Annotated in this window: 14 protein-coding genes; 3 read left to right on the plus strand and 11 right to left on the minus strand. The window is 61.1% G+C overall.

The features are described 5' to 3' along the window. Positions 1-3,060: 3,060 nt before the first annotated feature. Together ABEL04_RS05170 and ABEL04_RS05175 are read left to right on the plus strand one after the other, a co-directional pair. Positions 3,061-3,333 (plus strand): carboxymuconolactone decarboxylase family protein, encoded by a 273-nt coding sequence (locus ABEL04_RS05170; RefSeq protein WP_375801321.1) that lies wholly within the window; start codon positions 3,061-3,063, stop codon positions 3,331-3,333. A gap of 18 nt (positions 3,334-3,351) precedes the next feature. Beyond that, positions 3,352-3,606, plus strand: a complete 255-nt coding sequence (locus ABEL04_RS05175) for a hypothetical protein (RefSeq protein ID WP_375801322.1) — start codon at positions 3,352-3,354, stop codon at positions 3,604-3,606. 324 nt (positions 3,607-3,930) lie between these two features. Here the strand turns inward: ABEL04_RS05175 and ABEL04_RS05180 are convergent, their stop codons facing one another. From ABEL04_RS05180 to ABEL04_RS05210, 7 genes are all read right to left on the minus strand, one after another. Next, the gene (locus ABEL04_RS05180; protein WP_375801323.1) at positions 3,931-4,344 is read right to left on the minus strand and encodes a type II toxin-antitoxin system VapC family toxin; all 414 of its coding nucleotides are present in this window, start codon (positions 4,342-4,344) and stop codon (positions 3,931-3,933) included. Between the two features lie 118 nt (positions 4,345-4,462). Next, a complete protein-coding gene (locus ABEL04_RS05185; protein WP_375801324.1) occupies positions 4,463-4,798 on the minus strand; it encodes a DUF6364 family protein in 336 nt (111 codons plus the stop codon). A gap of 261 nt (positions 4,799-5,059) precedes the next feature. Next, positions 5,060-5,497, minus strand: a complete 438-nt coding sequence (locus ABEL04_RS05190; RefSeq protein WP_375801325.1) for a tyrosine-type recombinase/integrase — start codon at positions 5,495-5,497, stop codon at positions 5,060-5,062. Further along, complete coding sequence (locus tag ABEL04_RS05195) at positions 5,494-5,769, minus strand: hypothetical protein (RefSeq protein WP_375801326.1); 276 nt, start codon at positions 5,767-5,769, stop codon at positions 5,494-5,496. Before ABEL04_RS05195 ends, ABEL04_RS05190 begins: the two co-directional genes overlap by 4 nt. Positions 5,770-6,522: 753 nt before the next feature. Beyond that, on the minus strand, positions 6,523-8,469 hold the full coding sequence (locus ABEL04_RS05200) for a T9SS type A sorting domain-containing protein (RefSeq protein ID WP_375801327.1): 1,947 nt from the start codon (positions 8,467-8,469) through the stop codon (positions 6,523-6,525). 52 nt (positions 8,470-8,521) lie between these two features. Then, entirely contained in the window at positions 8,522-9,292 is a 771-nt protein-coding gene (locus ABEL04_RS05205) for an RDD family protein (protein ID WP_375801328.1), read from the minus strand. 150 nt (positions 9,293-9,442) lie between these two features. Next, entirely contained in the window at positions 9,443-9,859 is a 417-nt protein-coding gene (locus tag ABEL04_RS05210) for a hypothetical protein (RefSeq protein ID WP_375801329.1), read from the minus strand. Positions 9,860-10,470: 611 nt separating this feature from the next. Between ABEL04_RS05210 and ABEL04_RS05215 the strand changes: the two genes are divergently transcribed. Then, a complete protein-coding gene (locus ABEL04_RS05215; protein ID WP_375801330.1) occupies positions 10,471-10,767 on the plus strand; it encodes a hypothetical protein in 297 nt (98 codons plus the stop codon). 24 nt (positions 10,768-10,791) lie between these two features. On the opposite strand, the gene ABEL04_RS05220 is transcribed toward ABEL04_RS05215, so the two are convergent. The 4 genes from ABEL04_RS05220 to ABEL04_RS05235 all read right to left on the minus strand — a co-directional run bounded on the left by ABEL04_RS05220 (position 10,792) and on the right by ABEL04_RS05235 (position 16,784). Next, entirely contained in the window at positions 10,792-11,400 is a 609-nt protein-coding gene (locus tag ABEL04_RS05220) for a hypothetical protein (protein WP_375801331.1), read from the minus strand. An 826-nt stretch (positions 11,401-12,226) separates the two neighbouring features. Next, a complete protein-coding gene (locus ABEL04_RS05225; RefSeq protein WP_375801332.1) occupies positions 12,227-13,231 on the minus strand; it encodes a YARHG domain-containing protein in 1,005 nt (334 codons plus the stop codon). Positions 13,232-13,415: 184 nt separating this feature from the next. Next, positions 13,416-15,314 (minus strand): hypothetical protein, encoded by a 1,899-nt coding sequence (locus ABEL04_RS05230; protein ID WP_375801333.1) that lies wholly within the window; start codon positions 15,312-15,314, stop codon positions 13,416-13,418. 330 nt (positions 15,315-15,644) lie between these two features. Continuing rightward, a complete protein-coding gene (locus ABEL04_RS05235; protein ID WP_375801334.1) occupies positions 15,645-16,784 on the minus strand; it encodes a DUF2157 domain-containing protein in 1,140 nt (379 codons plus the stop codon). Positions 16,785-16,899: the final 115 nt, after the last annotated feature.

Raw genomic sequence — 16,899 nt, forward strand, 5'->3', positions numbered from 1 at the left:
CCATGTAAGTGCCTCACTGCCATCGGGAAAGGTTGCCCCGCACCCAAGCTGCTACGTAAGCCAGGAAAGGACAGGCTCAGATGCTTTCATTAGCTAGATTCAGCAAGATGGATCTACGCCCTACACGGCGAAGCAACTATGGAATAGGCCATAGCTGTGAGAAATTTGCCGTAGGAATGGGGAGACGTGGCCAGTGGCAGGCCATAGGGTGCTCCTCGTGGCGTATTGTCCAATATGGTGATTCCAAAAGAACTCCCTCAGTGCCATTGGTAAACTTGGGGCCCTTCCTCAAGCCACTACAAGAGTGTGTAGCGTTGCGGAATCGAGTCCCGAACATCAAACGCGAATTGGATGCTGTTACCAAGCAGATGACTCTTAACACGCTAAGACGGGCGCGCAACGTGGGGAAGTCTGGCGACGTGGGATCGGAGATTAGGATTCCACGGAGCGGAGTTTGTAGCAACCGCAGAACCCTGAATCTTGATCGAAGGGGTTCAGCCGGAGTAGCCGCAAAGAGCGGTATAAGGCACAATCGGAAGGGAGCACCTAAGTTGGACGAGGAGGATGAGCCTGGAAACCTGGGAAGTTCTGTCAGAGATGTTAAGGTCCCTGAATTGACCAATGTTCAGATAGGACGACGGAGTGACCGTAGTAGCTTCGGAGCTGTGCAAATCACAGACACTAGGCGAAGGGTCACAGCAGGAACCGAACACTTAGTAGGTAAGGTAGCCAAAAAGCCGGACACTGCGAGTGGTTTAGAGCCACGGCAGGAGAGATCGGTTAGGAGCCGAGGAAAGGTAGGGAGTAAACACCCCGAAATTAGAAGCCTGCCCATAGAGGGAAGTGGAAGGCGAGAGAAGGCCGTGGATACGGACGTTGTAGGCGAAAGCGGAACGGAGGGAGAAATCCCCAGAGGTTCCTGTGGAGAGCCGTTGTGCCGTGGAAAACGGCACGCACGGTTCGGAGAGGGGACTGGGGTAACGGCCATGATAGGCACCGCACCCCGGTCCTACTCTACAAGAGGAGATAAGGAAGCGTTGTGAGAAAGCTGCGCCCGTCACTAGGCGAATTGGAAGCTGTTATCAAGCAGATTACTCTTAACACGCCCTTGGCCGGGACTCACAACGAGGGTGCGCCCATCGAAACGTCCGCACGTGGTTGGTGCGGATGTTATGGCTGGGATTCAGGGCCAGCGTGAGCCGGGAATCTTGGTTCAACGGCTCAGATGGGATAGCCTCACGAAAGAACAGAGGTACAAGGCAGATAGTGGAAGGCACAACCTAACTCGGATGAAGATGAATGAGCCTGCAAACTTGGGAAGCGTCCTGCAAGATGGTAAGGCCCCCAGATCGGCCAATGCTTGCAGGACGTGGCGGAGTCCATATAGTAGCCTTGATGCAACTTGAAACAGTTGATATTGGCGAAGATGGATAGCGGAAACTCAAAGCAAAGTACAAAGGCAACCGAAAACGCGACCGCTGCGAGTGGTTGGCAGCCACGGCAGGAGGGACCGGATAGGTATCCGGGAAGTGGTAGGGGAGTTACTAGCACCCCGAAATTAGAAGCCTGTCCACTGAGGGAGGCGGCCAAGGAAGGAGCGTCTGAATGGACGTGATAGGTTGCACTGGAAACGTGAGGCCGATGCGCCTTCAAAGAGTTTCCGTAGAGAGCCGAGGTACCGGGAAATCCGGTACGCCCGGTTCGGGAAGAGGGATGGGCGAAACGGCCTTGAACGAGAAAAAAAGGAAAGTTGAACGTAACTTACACGCACTCCCACCCTACTTTCACATATACGCCGGTCCCTCTGGCGCTTCCGTTTATATCCAGCATGAACCCATGAATCGGAAGGTTCTTCTTTTGGGTGCGCTTCTGATCGCTGGGTCCTGTCTATTTCCTCCGCATCGGGTGGAAGTATCCGTCAAGCCAAGTGTCTGTGGCCAGACCGGCATTGATCCGCGAGGTATTCTTATCACCGATTCGTTGGTGGATACGCTGGGTGTGGTCTCCCGATACGGCCCTCTCAGTTACAGTCCTTCAAGCTTAGCGCCGGGAGTAGAGGTGCGGTCCACCCAGGTCTCCCTTGAACTGGCTCCACTACTGCTTGTCATCGCGGTCCTCACCCTGGTGGTAGCAATTCTGCTGCGACCGGGCGGGCCGGACCTGCGTGACAGGTTGCAGTCCTCATCGCTCGGGCCTCCGTTTGTCGTCGGGTGCGCGCTCGGGGGACTCGGTTTGCTTCCTACCTTGGTTCTACTCTGGGGTGTTTTTCCGGTCCCAGCCGCTTGGACTGGTGCGCTTGGCTTCGCACTTGGAGCGCTTGTCTGTCTGTTTATAGGTGAAGGGGTGGCCCTGGCCCTCCTGGCCTTCTGGGGCCATAGAGCCCATCTAAGCTGGAAGCGCCTTCTCCTCGGCGCTCTGGGCCAGCTCGTGGGAGCAGCCGGCGGAATCGGGGCTCTCGTCGCTTTGCTTTGGTTTTTGGGATTTCCTTGACTCCTGGGTTCCCATGACTTTGGTTCCTATAGGGTTCCCATGGGGGCTGAACGGCCTTGATGAAAGAGGGAGTCCACCACGCATCGCAGTCCCTCGATCACGGACCGCACCTAGCACACCTTGACCCTCCTGAGCCATCCGGGCCCCTGATTCTGCCATGCGGGTTGAGCTTGCCTTCTCATTTAAGTGTGAGGTCCACACACGTTCGTCGACAGAAAAATATGTTTCTCAGGCGTTTGTATAGTTGGAGACCGGTGGGGAGATTTTACGCTTTCCAGAAGAGGAATGGGGGGATCAGCGTCGTGGAGGAGCAGAGAAACCGCCCATTCCACCCGAATTTCAGTGGCGAATTTTTAGGACCGATAAGACGATCGTATCACTCCTCAAATATGACCCCTGGGGACGAGCTTATCGGTGGTTCTGACGGGGGAGTTCACGTTTCCAAACGGGACAGTAACGGGCTTATGCTGCATTTTCCCGAAAACGAGGTCTCCGGTGAACGATAAAGAATGCTACCCTGTTACCCCTCTGAGTTCTCAAAACATTAACAGCGCTGACCAAACTACAGCCATGCCCCACATCGACCTTCCAGACGGCGTTCCCGGCATCGTCGCCCCGATGCAAAAGTACCCCGAGACAGCCGAACACCTGTCCGGACTCGCCCAGGCGCTCCTTCGCGGTCCCTCGTCCCTGACGCCCGGCGAACGGGAGCTAATTGCCGCTTACACCTCGGCTCAAAACGAGTGTGAGTTCTGCACTGGCTCCCACAGTGCCACCGCCCAGCATCTCCTCGGAGAAAGCTCCGAGGTGGTGGGCCAGGTCATCGAGGACGGAATCGAGTAGGCCGACCTCAGCGAGAAGATGAAGGCTCTTCTCTGCATTGCTGACAAGGTGCAGCGGGACGCCCGGTCTGTTTCCGAGGAAGACGTCCGGCGGACCCGAAGGCATGGGGCGGATGACAAGGTCATCCACGATACGGTTCTTACCGCCGCGGCCTTCTGTATGTACAATCGCTACGTGGACGGGCTCGACACGCCAACGCCCGACGACAAAAGGACCTACGACGAACACGGAAAGGATTTGGCTGCCAACGGGTACACCTCCGTCGTCGAATAATCGCCATATAGTACCTTCTCGGTGCGTCGTCAAGGAGACGAGCCCTTCTCGTTCGCCCGTCTCCAGGGGTAATTCGCCCCCAACGCGTATCGGCGCACTCCTTCAAGAGGCTCTCAGGAACCGACCGGTTTTTGATACCTCCCGAAACCGACCTCTCTCCCATCTTCCGGAGAGGCCGCCCGCTCACATGCCTCTTTTTGCCCCCAAGACCATGCGGCATTGGGGCCCTTTTCTTCTCCCGAGAGGCACACTGCTTCGAGTCGCCCTCGCTGCCGTCTACTGAACAAGCCACAGGGCGTCCATAGGACAATTTGGCGCGGGCACCTACCGCTGAAGCATCGACAGGAACGTCTCGGGACGATGCGGGGTGAGGGGCCCTTCCGCAAAGTCCTGCTCGTTTCGGGTCAGAATCGCCTCTGCTCCGGCCTCATTTCCGGCTTCGGCGAGATAGATGTCTTCGAAGTCCGCCTCCGCCCCAGCTTCGAGGGCCCGGCGCAGGGCCGCCCGGTTCATGTACGCAAGCTCGCAGGTGGTCTCTACCGCCCAGAAAAGAGGCCGGGGGTCGACGTCGTGGTGGGTTGTCGCCACGTACCAGCACGTGGCAAAAGAAATCGGCGCCACGAGACCGCCGATCCGCCCGCGGTCTGCGTGTGAGAGGAGGCGAAGGGCCTCCTCGTGATAGGAGCGCTCGGGGACAGCCCCGTCGATGATCACGTTGGTATCGAAAAGCACTCGCATCGGACAAGACCTACAAGGAAAAGACCTGCAACGAGGGGGGAACTGCGAGGGGTTCAGGCGGGGAAGACAAGCGGCAGGGATTACATACCGCCTCCGGCCTCCTACCGCTTCTGGCCACTTACGCGTGCTTTTTAGCGGCGGCTTCGACCCAGCGCCGGGTGTCCTCGTCCATGTCAACAGACGGGGCCGGCTTTCCGAGCCTCTCTTTGAGCTTGCGAACGCGGGGAGAGAGCGAGTGGGCACTCTCCTCGGCCGGGCGCTTCTCAGCGGGACCGTCCTCCCCGATGTCTTGGTCAGAACTGCCCGCGGAGGAAGGCCCGCCGGAGGTATCGCGAAGAAGGAGCCGGAAGTAGTCCTCAACAATCTTTGAAACGGAGGTTCCCCGCTCTTCGGCCAGCCGCTTGGCGCGCTCTTTTACGCCCTCGTCGAGGCGCAGGGTCAGTTTCGACTTCATTAGTCCGATGGAGTCGGTTCAACAGGAATAAGGCAGCAGGTATACGTCAGAAAGAAACTGCTACGACGTACACTTAGAAGAAAACTAGAACGTTCCCTCCGAACAATCCCTTCAGGGAATTCCTCCCGATGAAGAGACAACCGTGAGGATGAGATGAGGGCCGCGGTGGGAATCCTACTACAGGATCCCCACGCGGTGGGGGCATGCCTCCTTCTGGGGGCTTGCCTCTGCTGTCAATCGCGGCGTCTCAGGCTCGCTGTCTCAGGTCATCGCTTCCTCGCTCATCGCCTCCTCGAAGGCCTCTTTCACATCGGTTCGCCTCGGCTCGTAATACCGCTGGGTGGTCTCCGGCGCCTCATGCCCGAGAAACTGCTGGAGGAGCTCTTCTCGCATCCCCTCGTCGGCGAGCCGCTGGGCGACGGTGTGCCGCAAGAGATGCGGATGGGCCCGCTTCTGAATGCCCGCCTCCTCGGCAACCGATTTTACGATTTGCTGGACGCGCCGCTTCGAGTAGCATCCGCCCTGCCGGGACCGGAAGAGCCACCCGGTCTCCCGCTCTCCGACGTGGAGGCGAAGCTCGTTGGCCATCGGCGAAAGAATCGGGACGTCCCGTGGCTTGTCGCCTTTCGTTTCGCGAAGGCGGATCTCCAGGTCCCGAAACGAGATGTCCTCGACCCGAATCTTGACGAATGCGCTCACCCGGCCCCGGTCTCCAGAAGGACTCGCATCATCAGGCCGGTGCGGCCGTCCCGGTCGTAGGCGGCGTTTAGGAACGCCTCCTGTTCCTCCGAGGAAAGCCGCTCGGGCGAGCCACTGCCGGATCGATCCGGTGGGGAGAGGGCTACTTCCCTCCTGGCTTCCTTGATGAGGTGGGCCGACTGGTCGTAGGAGTAGTTCCCCTCGCGGAGGATTTTGGCCACCTTGCGGATGTCTTCCTGGCGGTCGTGGTCTGAACCGTTTTGGTCGGGCATTTTGGGCCGGAGGAGTTGCGCGGGCGAGTTTCGCAGTTTTTCTTAGTACGAAACGTTACCCGATATAGCCCCAAAATCAATCTCTGCGGCCCGATTTGGTCCCTCTCGGGCCCGTGAGTTTCGCTCTAGGGGCAGAAGGCACGGGCCCGACGGAAGACACGGCAGGCAGAATCGAGCAATTCTACGTGTTCACAGAAGAGCGCGTGAAGAGAATCGCTTCGCCGAAAATCGACCCGGCGAAAATCAACTCGACGTGCATGAGCGCGGACATGAAGATTCTTGGCGTGGAGGAAGGAGTGATCACGATCCTCAACGAGGCACCTTCAAAAATGGGATACCGCGTGCGGAGCATCTCTAAAGATACCATGGCTGTGGTCGAAGGCGGACTGGAAAGCGTGACTGGGAGCGACCCGGAGGAGCCCCAAAGGTCCTGGTCAGGAGCGAGGCCAAGCCTTGGGAGGCTCTCGGCTGCGAGAAGATGGAGGAGATGTGAGGGAGGTCGGGGCTGTGAGCAGACTCAGATGCGGGAAGCCGCAAATACAAAGAACGCTGATCAGGGGTTGATCTGTCGAACCAGCACTGAACTGCTGCTGAGGGAGATCTGCTTCCCGCAACTTCCGTTTCGGAGTCTCTTCAGAGTTTGCAAGCCCGGTGTGCAAGTTTATAGTCCTCGATCAGCTCGCTGACGTCCGAGACGATCGAATCGAACACGCCCCGGCGCTTCCCCTTCACTTTCGACAGTGGTGAGGCAAATCAACGAACCACCGTAAGACGTTGGGTGCGCGTCTGGTCGCCCGCCCGGAGCCGCAGGAAGTACGTCCCGCTCGGCAGCCCGCCTACATCAATCCGGGCGGTCTGCCGCTCCCCGGTCTGCGGGGTGCCCTCATAGACGGCCCGGACCCGTTGGCCGAGGCTGTTATAGAGCCGAATGGTTGTCTCTGCCCGCTCTTTGACCGCGAAGGAGACCGTTGCCGTGCCGGATGCAGGGTTCGGCGCCGGAGCCTTGAGGCTCACCGCTTCCTGCATCCGGATATCCACACTCACCGGATCGGTGAGGCTGGAGCTTCCGTCCAGGTCGACCTGCTTCAGCCGAAACTGGTGGGTGCCGACCGGCAGGCCCGTCGCGACGTACTCGTAGGACTTGTCCTCCGTCGTGGTGCCGCCGGAGGCCTTCGACTCGACGTAGCCGACCTGCACCCAGCTATCCTCCTTCTGCCCCGCCCCGGTCGCGTCTTCGACGCGGCGCTGGACCTCGAAGCCGGCGCTGCCCTGCTCGGAGGCGGTCTGCCAGGTGAGGCGCACGGCCCTCCTGCCCGACCGGGCCGCCTCGAAGAAGGCCAGCTCGACGGGAAGTTGGCTGGAGACGCCGCTAAACTCGGAGGTGTTGCCGGCATCGCCGGTTGCGGTCGCCACCAGTTTGTTGCTGGCCGAGACCGAGGTGTCGGGGGTGAACGTGATCGTCTTCGAGGGGCCGCCGTTGTGGTCGGAGGCCGTGTAGGTGTCGGTGTGAAGGTAGGCCTCTCCCTCCCTGTCTCCGGCAGTTGTGTCGGCGCGGTAGAAGTCGACCATGAGAGGGTAGGTGGAAGCGCCTGAGGAGGAGAGGCCCGGCTCGCTGTCGACGCGGTAGGTGACGGTAACTTCGCCGGCGCCCGCGTCGTAGCTGCTGCTTTCGATGACCGGGAAGTTCTGGAGGCGGTTCGGGCCATTGTCATCGTCGGCACTGTCGGCGGGGGTGTCGTCGTTGGCCGTGCGGCCGTTCCCCAGCTCTGCACCCCCGAGGTCGATCCCGAGGCCGCCGTTGTCGAAGATGCGGTTGCCGCGAATGGTGATGACAATCGAGAACTCGAGGAGGAGGACGCCACTGCGGTTGTTGAAGGCGATCACGTTGGCCTCGCCGGGGCTGGTGCCGCCGATGCTCACTTGTGCGCCACCGCCTATCTTGACACCGTTTTTGCCATTGCCCAGATCCTTGCCGCCGGGATTCGTGCCGATGAAGTTGCCCTGCACGATGTGGTTGTCTCCAAAGAGGATCAGTCCATCGCCGCCGTTGCTCCCGATGATGTTGCCGTCGTCTGGTTCGGTACCGCCGATCGTACTCGAACCTTCGTTGACCCGAATCCCATCGCGGCCGTTGCCGGCCGGAGTGGTACCGTCGGCCCGGACGCCGACATGGCACCCGACGATGGTCTGGCCCGCCGCGCTGTCCCCCACGAGGAGGCCGAACCGCCCGAAGTTGACGACCGCTAAGCCACGCACGGTATTCCCGTCGGCACGGAGCTCGATTCCGTCCGTGTCTCCGACGTTGGTCCCGTCGATCTCGACGACCGGCTTCGGGCCGCCGGCGCCAGCGCCGCTGTTGTAACCTGGCTCGGAGGTGCCGTCGATCACGACCGGATCGGTGACCACAGGCAGCGCGCTGTCGGGCCGGATGACGTGTGGGCTCGATGGGGAGGCGCTGCCCGAGATATCGAACGCGATGGTATCGGGCGGCGTGCCGGAGTCGTCGTTGGCGCTTCTGATCGCCGCGCGGAGCGAGCCGGCGCCACTGCCGCCAGCGTTGGTAACCGTGTAGGTGGTCTGCGCCTGCGCGGCGGGCACCACTCCACCGGAGATTATCCCTCCAGCGGCAAGGAGAAGCAAAGCGGTAAGAAGAAGGGCGAGCGGAAGACGGGAAGAGATTGGAGCGCGGGCTGCGTTCATGGCGGAGAAAGATGGTCGTGTGTCGACGATCGCGTGTCGAAAATGGTGCGCGCTAGCGAAAATGGTGCGCGCCGGCCAGAGAAGCGCCGAGCGGAGCGTTGAGAAGTTGTCGCCTCGGGGAACCTGGCCGCCGTGTCGGCGTCGCGTCGGCCGGGCGTGCCGACCGATGACGTACCGACCGGGGACGTGCCGGGGAGGCAGCCTGGACCAGCAGCCTGGACCGGCCGCCTGGATTGAGGCTACCGGGCCCCATGTCTTCCTCCATGTCTTGCCGTGCCTCTGTCTGCATGGCCTCTCCGGCCGCCTTCGGATGGGGGACGCCCTCCGATTGCTCCGGCTGTCCCCAGACGACAACCGTGCCGGCGAGGCGGTCCCCAAGCCGCTGTCTCCGGGAGGACATCGCTATCGATACCGCTCCGGCGATGTAGAAGGCCGGGAGAAAGTCGGCAACCAGCCCCAGGCGTCGCAAGGCCGAGGCCCCGACCGTGCACGGCGCCCCGTCAGCCTGTACCACCTTGATCCCGACGATCCACTTGCCGGGGGTTTGTCCGTCCCAGAGCCCTTCCAGGAAGAAAGGGATCATGACGAAGACCCCCAGCCCAAGCGCGAGGAACGGGAGCAGGGCACTCAGGAAGTCGTCAAGTCCACTTCCGGGCTCCGGAGGGCTTACAGGTGGGAGGAAGGCACCCCGCAGGATGGCAAGCAACCCAATCAAGAAGTAAAGCGAGATCCAGGAGAAGAGTATGTCGAGGATTTCGGCACCGATGCGGCGCCCGACAACGTCCGTGTCGCTTGCTGTCGGTACGCGGGGGTATCCTTCCACGGCAGGTCACCTGCGGCTGCGTGACGTGCGGTCCAGAACGGTGCTCAAGACAAAACGATACTCAAGACAGGCCGCGGCGAACAGCGGGCCCGCCGCGGAAGACCATCCCTGCGGAGACTGTCCCTGCAGAGGCTATCTCTACAGGAGACTCTACAGGAGGAGGCTGTAGACCAGCGTCCAGATCCCGAGCCCGATGCCGACCAGCCCGAGAGTGACCTGGTACGGGGACAGCGCCTGCACCGTCTGGTCGATCTTCTCCTTCGCCTCCGCCCCGTAGTCGAAGGACTTCAAAACCCCGACCCCCAGCAGCAGGCCCAGCGCCAGCAGGACCGCGCCGTTGGCCGTCATGGTCCACCACACCAGCGGGGCCCCGGCCATCGAGCCGAGATTGAGAAGCTGGCTGACCAGGGTAAACCCGCCCCAAAGCGCGGAGATGGCCCCGATCCAGCCCTGATACGGAGCCAACTGGTCGATCACCTCCTGCGCGTCGGGCCGGCGGGAGACGATGAAGCTCGATCCGCCGAGCGTGCCGAGAACTACGACCCAGATGCCAGTGAAAAGACCCATCGGTTCGTCGCGTTGGTTGTGAAACAGTGTGGTCAAACAGTGTAGTCAGGTGGGGTAGCGAAGCCGTCGAGCAGGGCAGCGAAAGGAATTCCTATCGGCGTTCCCGTCGTTTTCCTCTGGCGTTCCTGCCGTTTTCCTCTGTTGAAGGCGTTTCTCCTGCTTGGAGGCTTTTCCCCGCTGAAGGCTTTTCCCCGCCGAAGGCCTTTCCCCGCCTTTTCCCTGCCGAAGGCATTTCTGTAGCTGACCTCCGTTGTAAGACGCGAGAAAACTTGCCGGACCGACTCATCTGAACCTAAACGTCCTCGTAACGTGCTTGCAGGAGGGAAGAGACACGCCCGGCATCTCGGTGAGAGAGCCTGTCGGTGAGGAAGCCCTGGTCGGCGGGGGAGCCCCGGTCCATCCGTGTCGCGCTGGGGTCGCCATCGCTCGTAGTTGCGCCTGCGGAGCCGAGCCGCCAGCCGTCGTTGGCTATTTTCGGTCTTGAAAACGCGATCTCGGTCTCAAGAACGCGATCTCTTCGAAGTGTCTCTCCCTTCCGGACGTAGGTCCTGCGTGTTTTCAGTTGCGTCGGGCAAGTTGACTGGACAGGTGCTTGAAGCCCAGCCGAGCCGGTGGGCTTCCCAAAGCTGCAAGCCGAAAGCGACAAAACCCCGGCCCTCACCGCCGAGGAGGCCCGCGAGCTGCTCGATTCGATTATAGCTGACAGGCAGGGTTTCCCTCAACTGCATGACCGGGCCATTCTCCTCGTGGTAGTGGCGAGGGGCGGAGAGGCGCTGCCTCGAGACGGACAAGCCCTTTATCTGGACCCGGCTCGTCTGGAAGTCGATCTTTCTGGCGAGGAAACTGAGGTAGAGGCTGACGGTCCCGGTCGCAAGCAGGCCGACGGCCAGAACGAGCCGATGCAATGAGCCGATGCATGGGGGAGGATCGAATCAGCGGCGCTGCGTAGAGGACTGCGAGGAGGAGGCGATCTGCTTCCGGCAGCGCCGCGCCGCGCGGTTGAGCTTCTTCCGCATGGAGGCGTTCATGCTCTTCTTCTCGTTAATGTAGTCGACCTCACTCTGGGTCACCGCCTCACCGAAGGTCTCCGCCGTACAGTCGCAATACCTTCGGAGCCGCTTCCCGTCGAATCCCTCCTTCCTCTTTTTCCCTTTCGAGATACAGGACTTTCGGAAGGAGGTGACGAGACGCTCGCGTTCCTGCGTCGTCACCGTCGAGGGAGATTCGTCCGGGGAGGAGGATTCGCCCGTAGAGGGAGGTTCACCCGTGAAGACACCCGACACTGCAGTCGCATACAGCGGTAGGATGAGCACTGCCCCCCAGAACGCGAGCCGTCGACTGCTGGGCGCCTCCTCTTTGTCTCGCACGAGACGAAAGGCCCCGTAGACGAGAAGGCCCGGAATCAGGCAGGCAATGACCTGGCCCACCGACTCTCCTAGTAGCGTGAAGAAATCGGCTCCCTTCTCCGCAAGGGCAATCCGAATGGCCAAGCCAGCCCCCCAGAGGAAAAAGACCCCAAACCAGAAGCGTTTCGAACTCATCGTTTGACAGTGCTTGGTTTCGCTTCCATCGACCAGTCCTTCACCGATCGCTCGCATGTGCGTCCGCACATGTAACGGTGCTTTTCGATAATGGCCCCAGGGAGAATCCCGGAAGCCCAATTGAGAGGAGCCTGACCGAGACCCTTTTGGCGAATGGCCCTCTCATAAACACCGCGTCAAAGACCCCCCAGGTGACTCACCCGAACTCTCACGTTTTCGTAACGCGCAGTGCCACTATGCAGGACCTGGCTCACGGTGTTTGGATGCCGGGAGCCGGAGCCGGCTCCAAATGGCGTGATCGCCATCCCCGAGAACGTCGGACCCACTATCGATCGTCGGCTTCTGCACAAGACGTGGTGTGCAAGGCTGGTGCGCGAGACTGGGGTCGAGTCGGAAGCGGTGCAGGCTCGGAGGGATGGACTTCCCCCGAAAGTGTAAAGCGCACGGTTGCAGGCATTCGCGCCGCGACGGGTCATCGAGGTCCATAAGGCTATGAGTGGTCTCGTGAATGGTCCTTTTTTTACGGTTCCGCGCCACCTGGGCCGACTGCACGGGACACCCGACTGCACGGGACACCCAACTGTGCAGAGCACATAGGGCTTCAGAATCTATCAGGCAGAGTCCCGGAGACCCTCAGGTTCCCAGGAGGTTCTCAAGAACCTCGGGCAACCTAGCCTCCTGCCACTCGGGTCTGATCACCTGCTGGCCGGTCCCTCTTCAGGATCGGTTTCTGTCCCGCGTGCTTAGCGGTATTGAGAACCTGATGGACCGGGTTCAACGGCGCATCGGCAAAAGCCCATCCGACAAATGGGTACGTTGAAGGCCTCTACGGGGACTTCTGGCCCCTCAACCTGACGATCTCCCCGTTTGGCCGAATTACATGCCAGCGCCACCGTTTCACAATCTTTGTCGTTCGCCGTTCATCGAGGAGGTATCTGGACTCGCGTTCGACCTGTTTGGCTTTGATCAGCACCCGTTCCCCGAGCGTGATCGTCGCTTTTCCACTGTTACCCGCCCCAAAACTCAGAATGGACCGCCGCGAGAGGCGCGCTCCCGCCATCAACGGGTTGTCCAACGCGCCAAAGGTCGCGAGATAGCATGTGGTGGTGCCTCCTCCTGCCGCCGTGTCTACAAAGTACACGACAGCTCGGTACTGGTCGGTCACCTCCAGCGTACAGCCCGGCCGCGTTACGCCGAATTCGGTCCCAAAAATGGCCCGTGCGCGATCAAGCCTCAGGTAGACATTCGACTCCACGCCTGGGATGCCAGGTTTGCGCAGGGGCTCCTCTTGGGACATCACTCCCTGTTGGTATCCCGCCGCGGAGACGTCATCGTCTCTCACGAACTGAACCCGAATTGTGTCACCGCCGCAAGGCGGAAACTTTTCGAACACCATCTCGAACCGGGATCGCACCCTCTTCTCCAGGGACTGGACGTACTTGACGTCCTTATTCTCCGTTGCCGAGAGGGAGACCGCTCGGTCCTCGGGCTCGTACCAAGAGCGGTCCTCGAAGTAGGCCTGCAGGGCCGAGTCCCGGAAGACGTAGCCGCGGGCTGCGAAGATCGCGTTGCGCACGAGCCGGAGCCGCCCGGGGCCGAGCCGCCGGAGATAAGCGGAGGTCGCGTCATTCAACTGGAGGTCGACGCTTGCCTCCACAATCCGCTCTCGGAGAAAAGTCTCAAGGGACGGGTCCAGGCGGCCGTCGAACGTGTCCTCCTGAGCGGGGCACCGGACCGGGAACAGCAGCGCGAGCACAAAGAGCGTGAGACCCATAGCCCAGGTCAGGCTTACAGCCTTGACGAGCGGCCGCATGGCACGATCCGTCGACATCTGTTCTCGAACACGACTTCCAAGCAAAAAACTGTGGTAAAGGTGCAGTGGAGTGATCCTGTGGCGCGGGGCCTCACTGAAGCGGTCAACTCGCCTATGATCTGACACGCCCGTAACGTGTCACGTGGGACCTGGACCGCCCAGATACAGTGTGTGAGTGGAGAGTAGTGCCGGAGAGTTAGAGTCAGTTGTCTGTGCAGTTGGCATACTCGAGGGCCGTCATCCACGCCTTCTCTGCGTCGAAGTCCGTCGGCGGCTCGTAGGCGACATCTCCGCCTTTCATCTTCTCCGTCATGGCGCCCATGCCGTGGGCCACCATGTACGCCGGTTGGTAGGTTGGGGGCCCAATCGCCTGAAGGCGCTCGCAGACCGGAGCGCGGGCCTCCGCGTTCTTCAGTAACGTTTTCATCTCCGCAAGCACCGTCTTGCGCGTCGATTCGGGCAAGGCCTTGAAGGCAGTCCCCATCTTCGCCTGGAAAGCGCCGTGGGCCGTCTTGTCCTCGACCCGCTCAGCGTCGTAGCGCTGCAGGGTGAGTCCGACCATCTGGAGTCGAGCCGCCTGCTGGTACTTCCCGGAGCGGGTGCAGGCAAGGATGTTTCCAATCAGGTCCCCCGCGGAGGTCGAGGCCCGCACTGCTTTCAGGCCAATGCAGGAGGCGGTGTCGCCTGCCCCGTCCGACTCGGTAGCAGTTTCGGAAGCGGTTCCCGACTCTTCAGTCTCAGGCGCACCGTCGGTACGCCGGAGTTCATAGTCTCGGATGTCATGCTCCTGCGTTTTGATCTCTATGGTCATTCCTCCTTTCGCCTCCACGGTGCCTTTCAGCGCGTAGTGAGGGAACTGCTTCCGCGCGTATATGGTGGCCCGGTAACCGTTGGAATCGACTGGGCGCATCTGCACGACGTACGCCTCTAGACGGCCGGCCGGGGTCTCAATTGCCTCCTCGCCGGTGACCTCCACGCGGGTTTTCCCGCCGGAAACCGTCTCCTCGTACCCTGGCTCCAGCGGAAGCGGCGCGACCCCAAAGCGACTACCGATCGGGGCCGCCCTCTGGGACTTATCGTCGGGCTCGTCAAGGCGCTCGAACGTGTCCAGGTCGTGGTAGCGCACGCGGGTCTGCGTCTTGCCCCCCTTCCTCAGGTTCGGGGCCGTGAGGCTGATGCGCCAGGCGGACTGTCCCTGGTAGGTCCCCTTCTCGATGACGTGGGTCGTCCTGTAGCTGAACGGCTCCTCATCTGGCCCAGCAACGGTGATCTTTCGCTTGAGCCGAAGCGGTGTGATTTCCCCCACGGGCATAGCACGGGACTGGTCAGAAGAGGCCTCCGACCCAGATGGCTTTGCGGAAGGGTCCCCTGCATTGGCACCCGCCGGCTTGGACTGCTGGGCATCCATGTCGAGGTACTTTTTGCGAACGGTCTTTCCCTTCCAGATCTTCCACTTGCCGTTCTCTTTCTTGAGGGTCTGAAACATCGTGGTCCGGTTGTCCCTGAACTTGGGTCCGCTCACCTTCCTGGTTATCAGCGTGAACTTCACCCTGGCGGTCTGCTCGGATCGGTTCACCACCTTGATGTTTTCGATCTTGTAGGTCAGGTCGTACCTCCTAAAGATCTTCCTCGAGTAGTTTATCGTCTTGTCCCGGATAGGAGACCTGCTGTGGAATGTGCTTTTGACCAAGGCTAAGTTTTCATTCTGGGTTGCCCTCACGTTTTTTCTGATAACTGACTTCGGGCTTTCCTCTGGAGCCGCCTCGGTGCGGGCCGCCTTCGTCTTCATGTTCTCTGTGCTCACAAGCTCGGCGCTTTTCATCTTTCCGCCCCAGAGCTTCCACTGCCCGCCTTCCTTTTTCAGCGTGTTGACCGACACAACCCTTCGCACCTTGTAGTCCGGTCCATTGATTACCTGCGTCGCCTCTACGGTAACGGTCTCCTCGGACCGGTCGGTCACCTCCAGCTTTCTAATCTTATACGTCAGATCATGCTTCTCGAAGGTCTTTTTCGAGGTCTCAACCACCTTCGTCCGCACTGGAGAGTCGCTGTGGAGGGTGCGCTTCAGCGCCGCCAAGTTCTCATTTTGAGTTGCCTTCACGTGGGCTCGTACGACCGACCGAGGGTCTTCGGACGACTTCTCCTGCGCGAGGACGGAGCTGGCCGCCGTGCCCCCCAGAAGCAAGAGAAAGGACAGGAGACGGGCGGCCCCCGGCAGATGGAAGACGGCTTCCGAAAAGACAGTCTCCGGCGGGGAAGGCTGCCGTGGGAGGCCTGGCAGGCAACTGCTTGATAGGCAATTGAAAACGTGGTACATAGCACAGAGGGGACGACTGTTCGCTGAGAACAAACGACTGCTTGCAGTGAAGAATAGTTACCGGTAGTGGCTCAGGGCGCAGGCACGACCAGGGGCCAGTGTTGAAGTTCAGCGTCATGAAGGCTGGCGTCCCCGCTGGCGAGGCGAGAGCCGGCGCAGGGCCGGCGGGAGGCGGGACCAAAGCAGGCGCTCGATCGCCGCCCGCCGCCGCTGGTATTTAATGCCGAGGTAGATCAACCCGACGCCGAGGGCGGCAAGCGCGAGAGGGAACAGAATGGTGTCGGCGAACACCTCGAAGGCGAGGTGTCCCAGGTACCCGAACGTCCCGAGGGTCCCGAACACCAGGAAAGACCGCCGGTCGAGAAGCACAGCCAGCAGCACCAAGGCGACGTTTGCAAGGGCGAAGAGCAAAAGCCCCGCTTCCGAGTCGTACAACAGGCCGAGGAGACTTCCCCAGAAGGCCAGCAGGCCCAGAAGATACCCCCAGAAGGCATAATCGGCGTCCGTTCGACGGTCGGTGACGTAAGCCGCCATGAGCATGGCCGCCCCGAATGCCACCGATACCCGGAGGTGCGCTGTCCATCCCAGCCCGCCGACCAGCAGTTTCGGAATCGAGAACTCAGCCAGCCACCAGAGCGCCAGGGCGACCGGAGCGGTCAGAAACGGAAACCGCACGTAGCGCAGCGCAACAGCGCCAGCGACGACAGTGGCGATTCCTTCCAGCAGTCCATCTTCTGAGAAGACGTCCAACAGTCCCGGCTGCCCCAGCCATAGGTCAGCTCTCTTGATCCAGGGTTCCATCCAGGGTCGCAGGCAGAAAACGGCCACCGGAACCGTCGTGACGGCCACGACGAAAAGCAAGCCGCCCGCCACGCGGAGGTTTTTCTGGAACCGGAGAATCCATCCGCCGGCGCCGAAGGCCGCGCCATACGCGAGGGCGATGAGGGCTAGGGCTACGGGCCCGAGATCGAAGAGCGAGGCGACGCGAGCGAGGAGCCACGTCATTGCCGCGATGGCGACCAGGCCACCGGCGTAGTACGCAACGGACACGAGGTCAAGCCTGGACGAGGCAGAAGACGCCTGCGCAGGGGGTGCGGAGGATGCTGGCCTCCTGTCCTGCTCTTTCGGGGCTTGCGGCTCCTCTGTAGCCTGCGCACGCCGCTCCTTGAGGGCCGCTCGCAACCGCTCGGCCTTCTGGTCGGAGAGGAGGCCCTTCCGGACCGCCCAGTCGAGGTCGTCCTGCTTGAGTTTCATGGCGCACGTGTCGGTTCGTGACACGTCGCGGGCCTATCGGAGGCGTGGCCCTGAACATGAGAAACCTGCAACGAGGAAAGCCTGCAGTAAGGAGACGCCACCGCTCAGCCGCGCT

Origin of the sequence: Salinibacter sp. (assembly GCF_042218895.1) — a bacterium.
Taxonomy (GTDB): domain Bacteria; phylum Bacteroidota; class Rhodothermia; order Rhodothermales; family Salinibacteraceae; genus Salinibacter.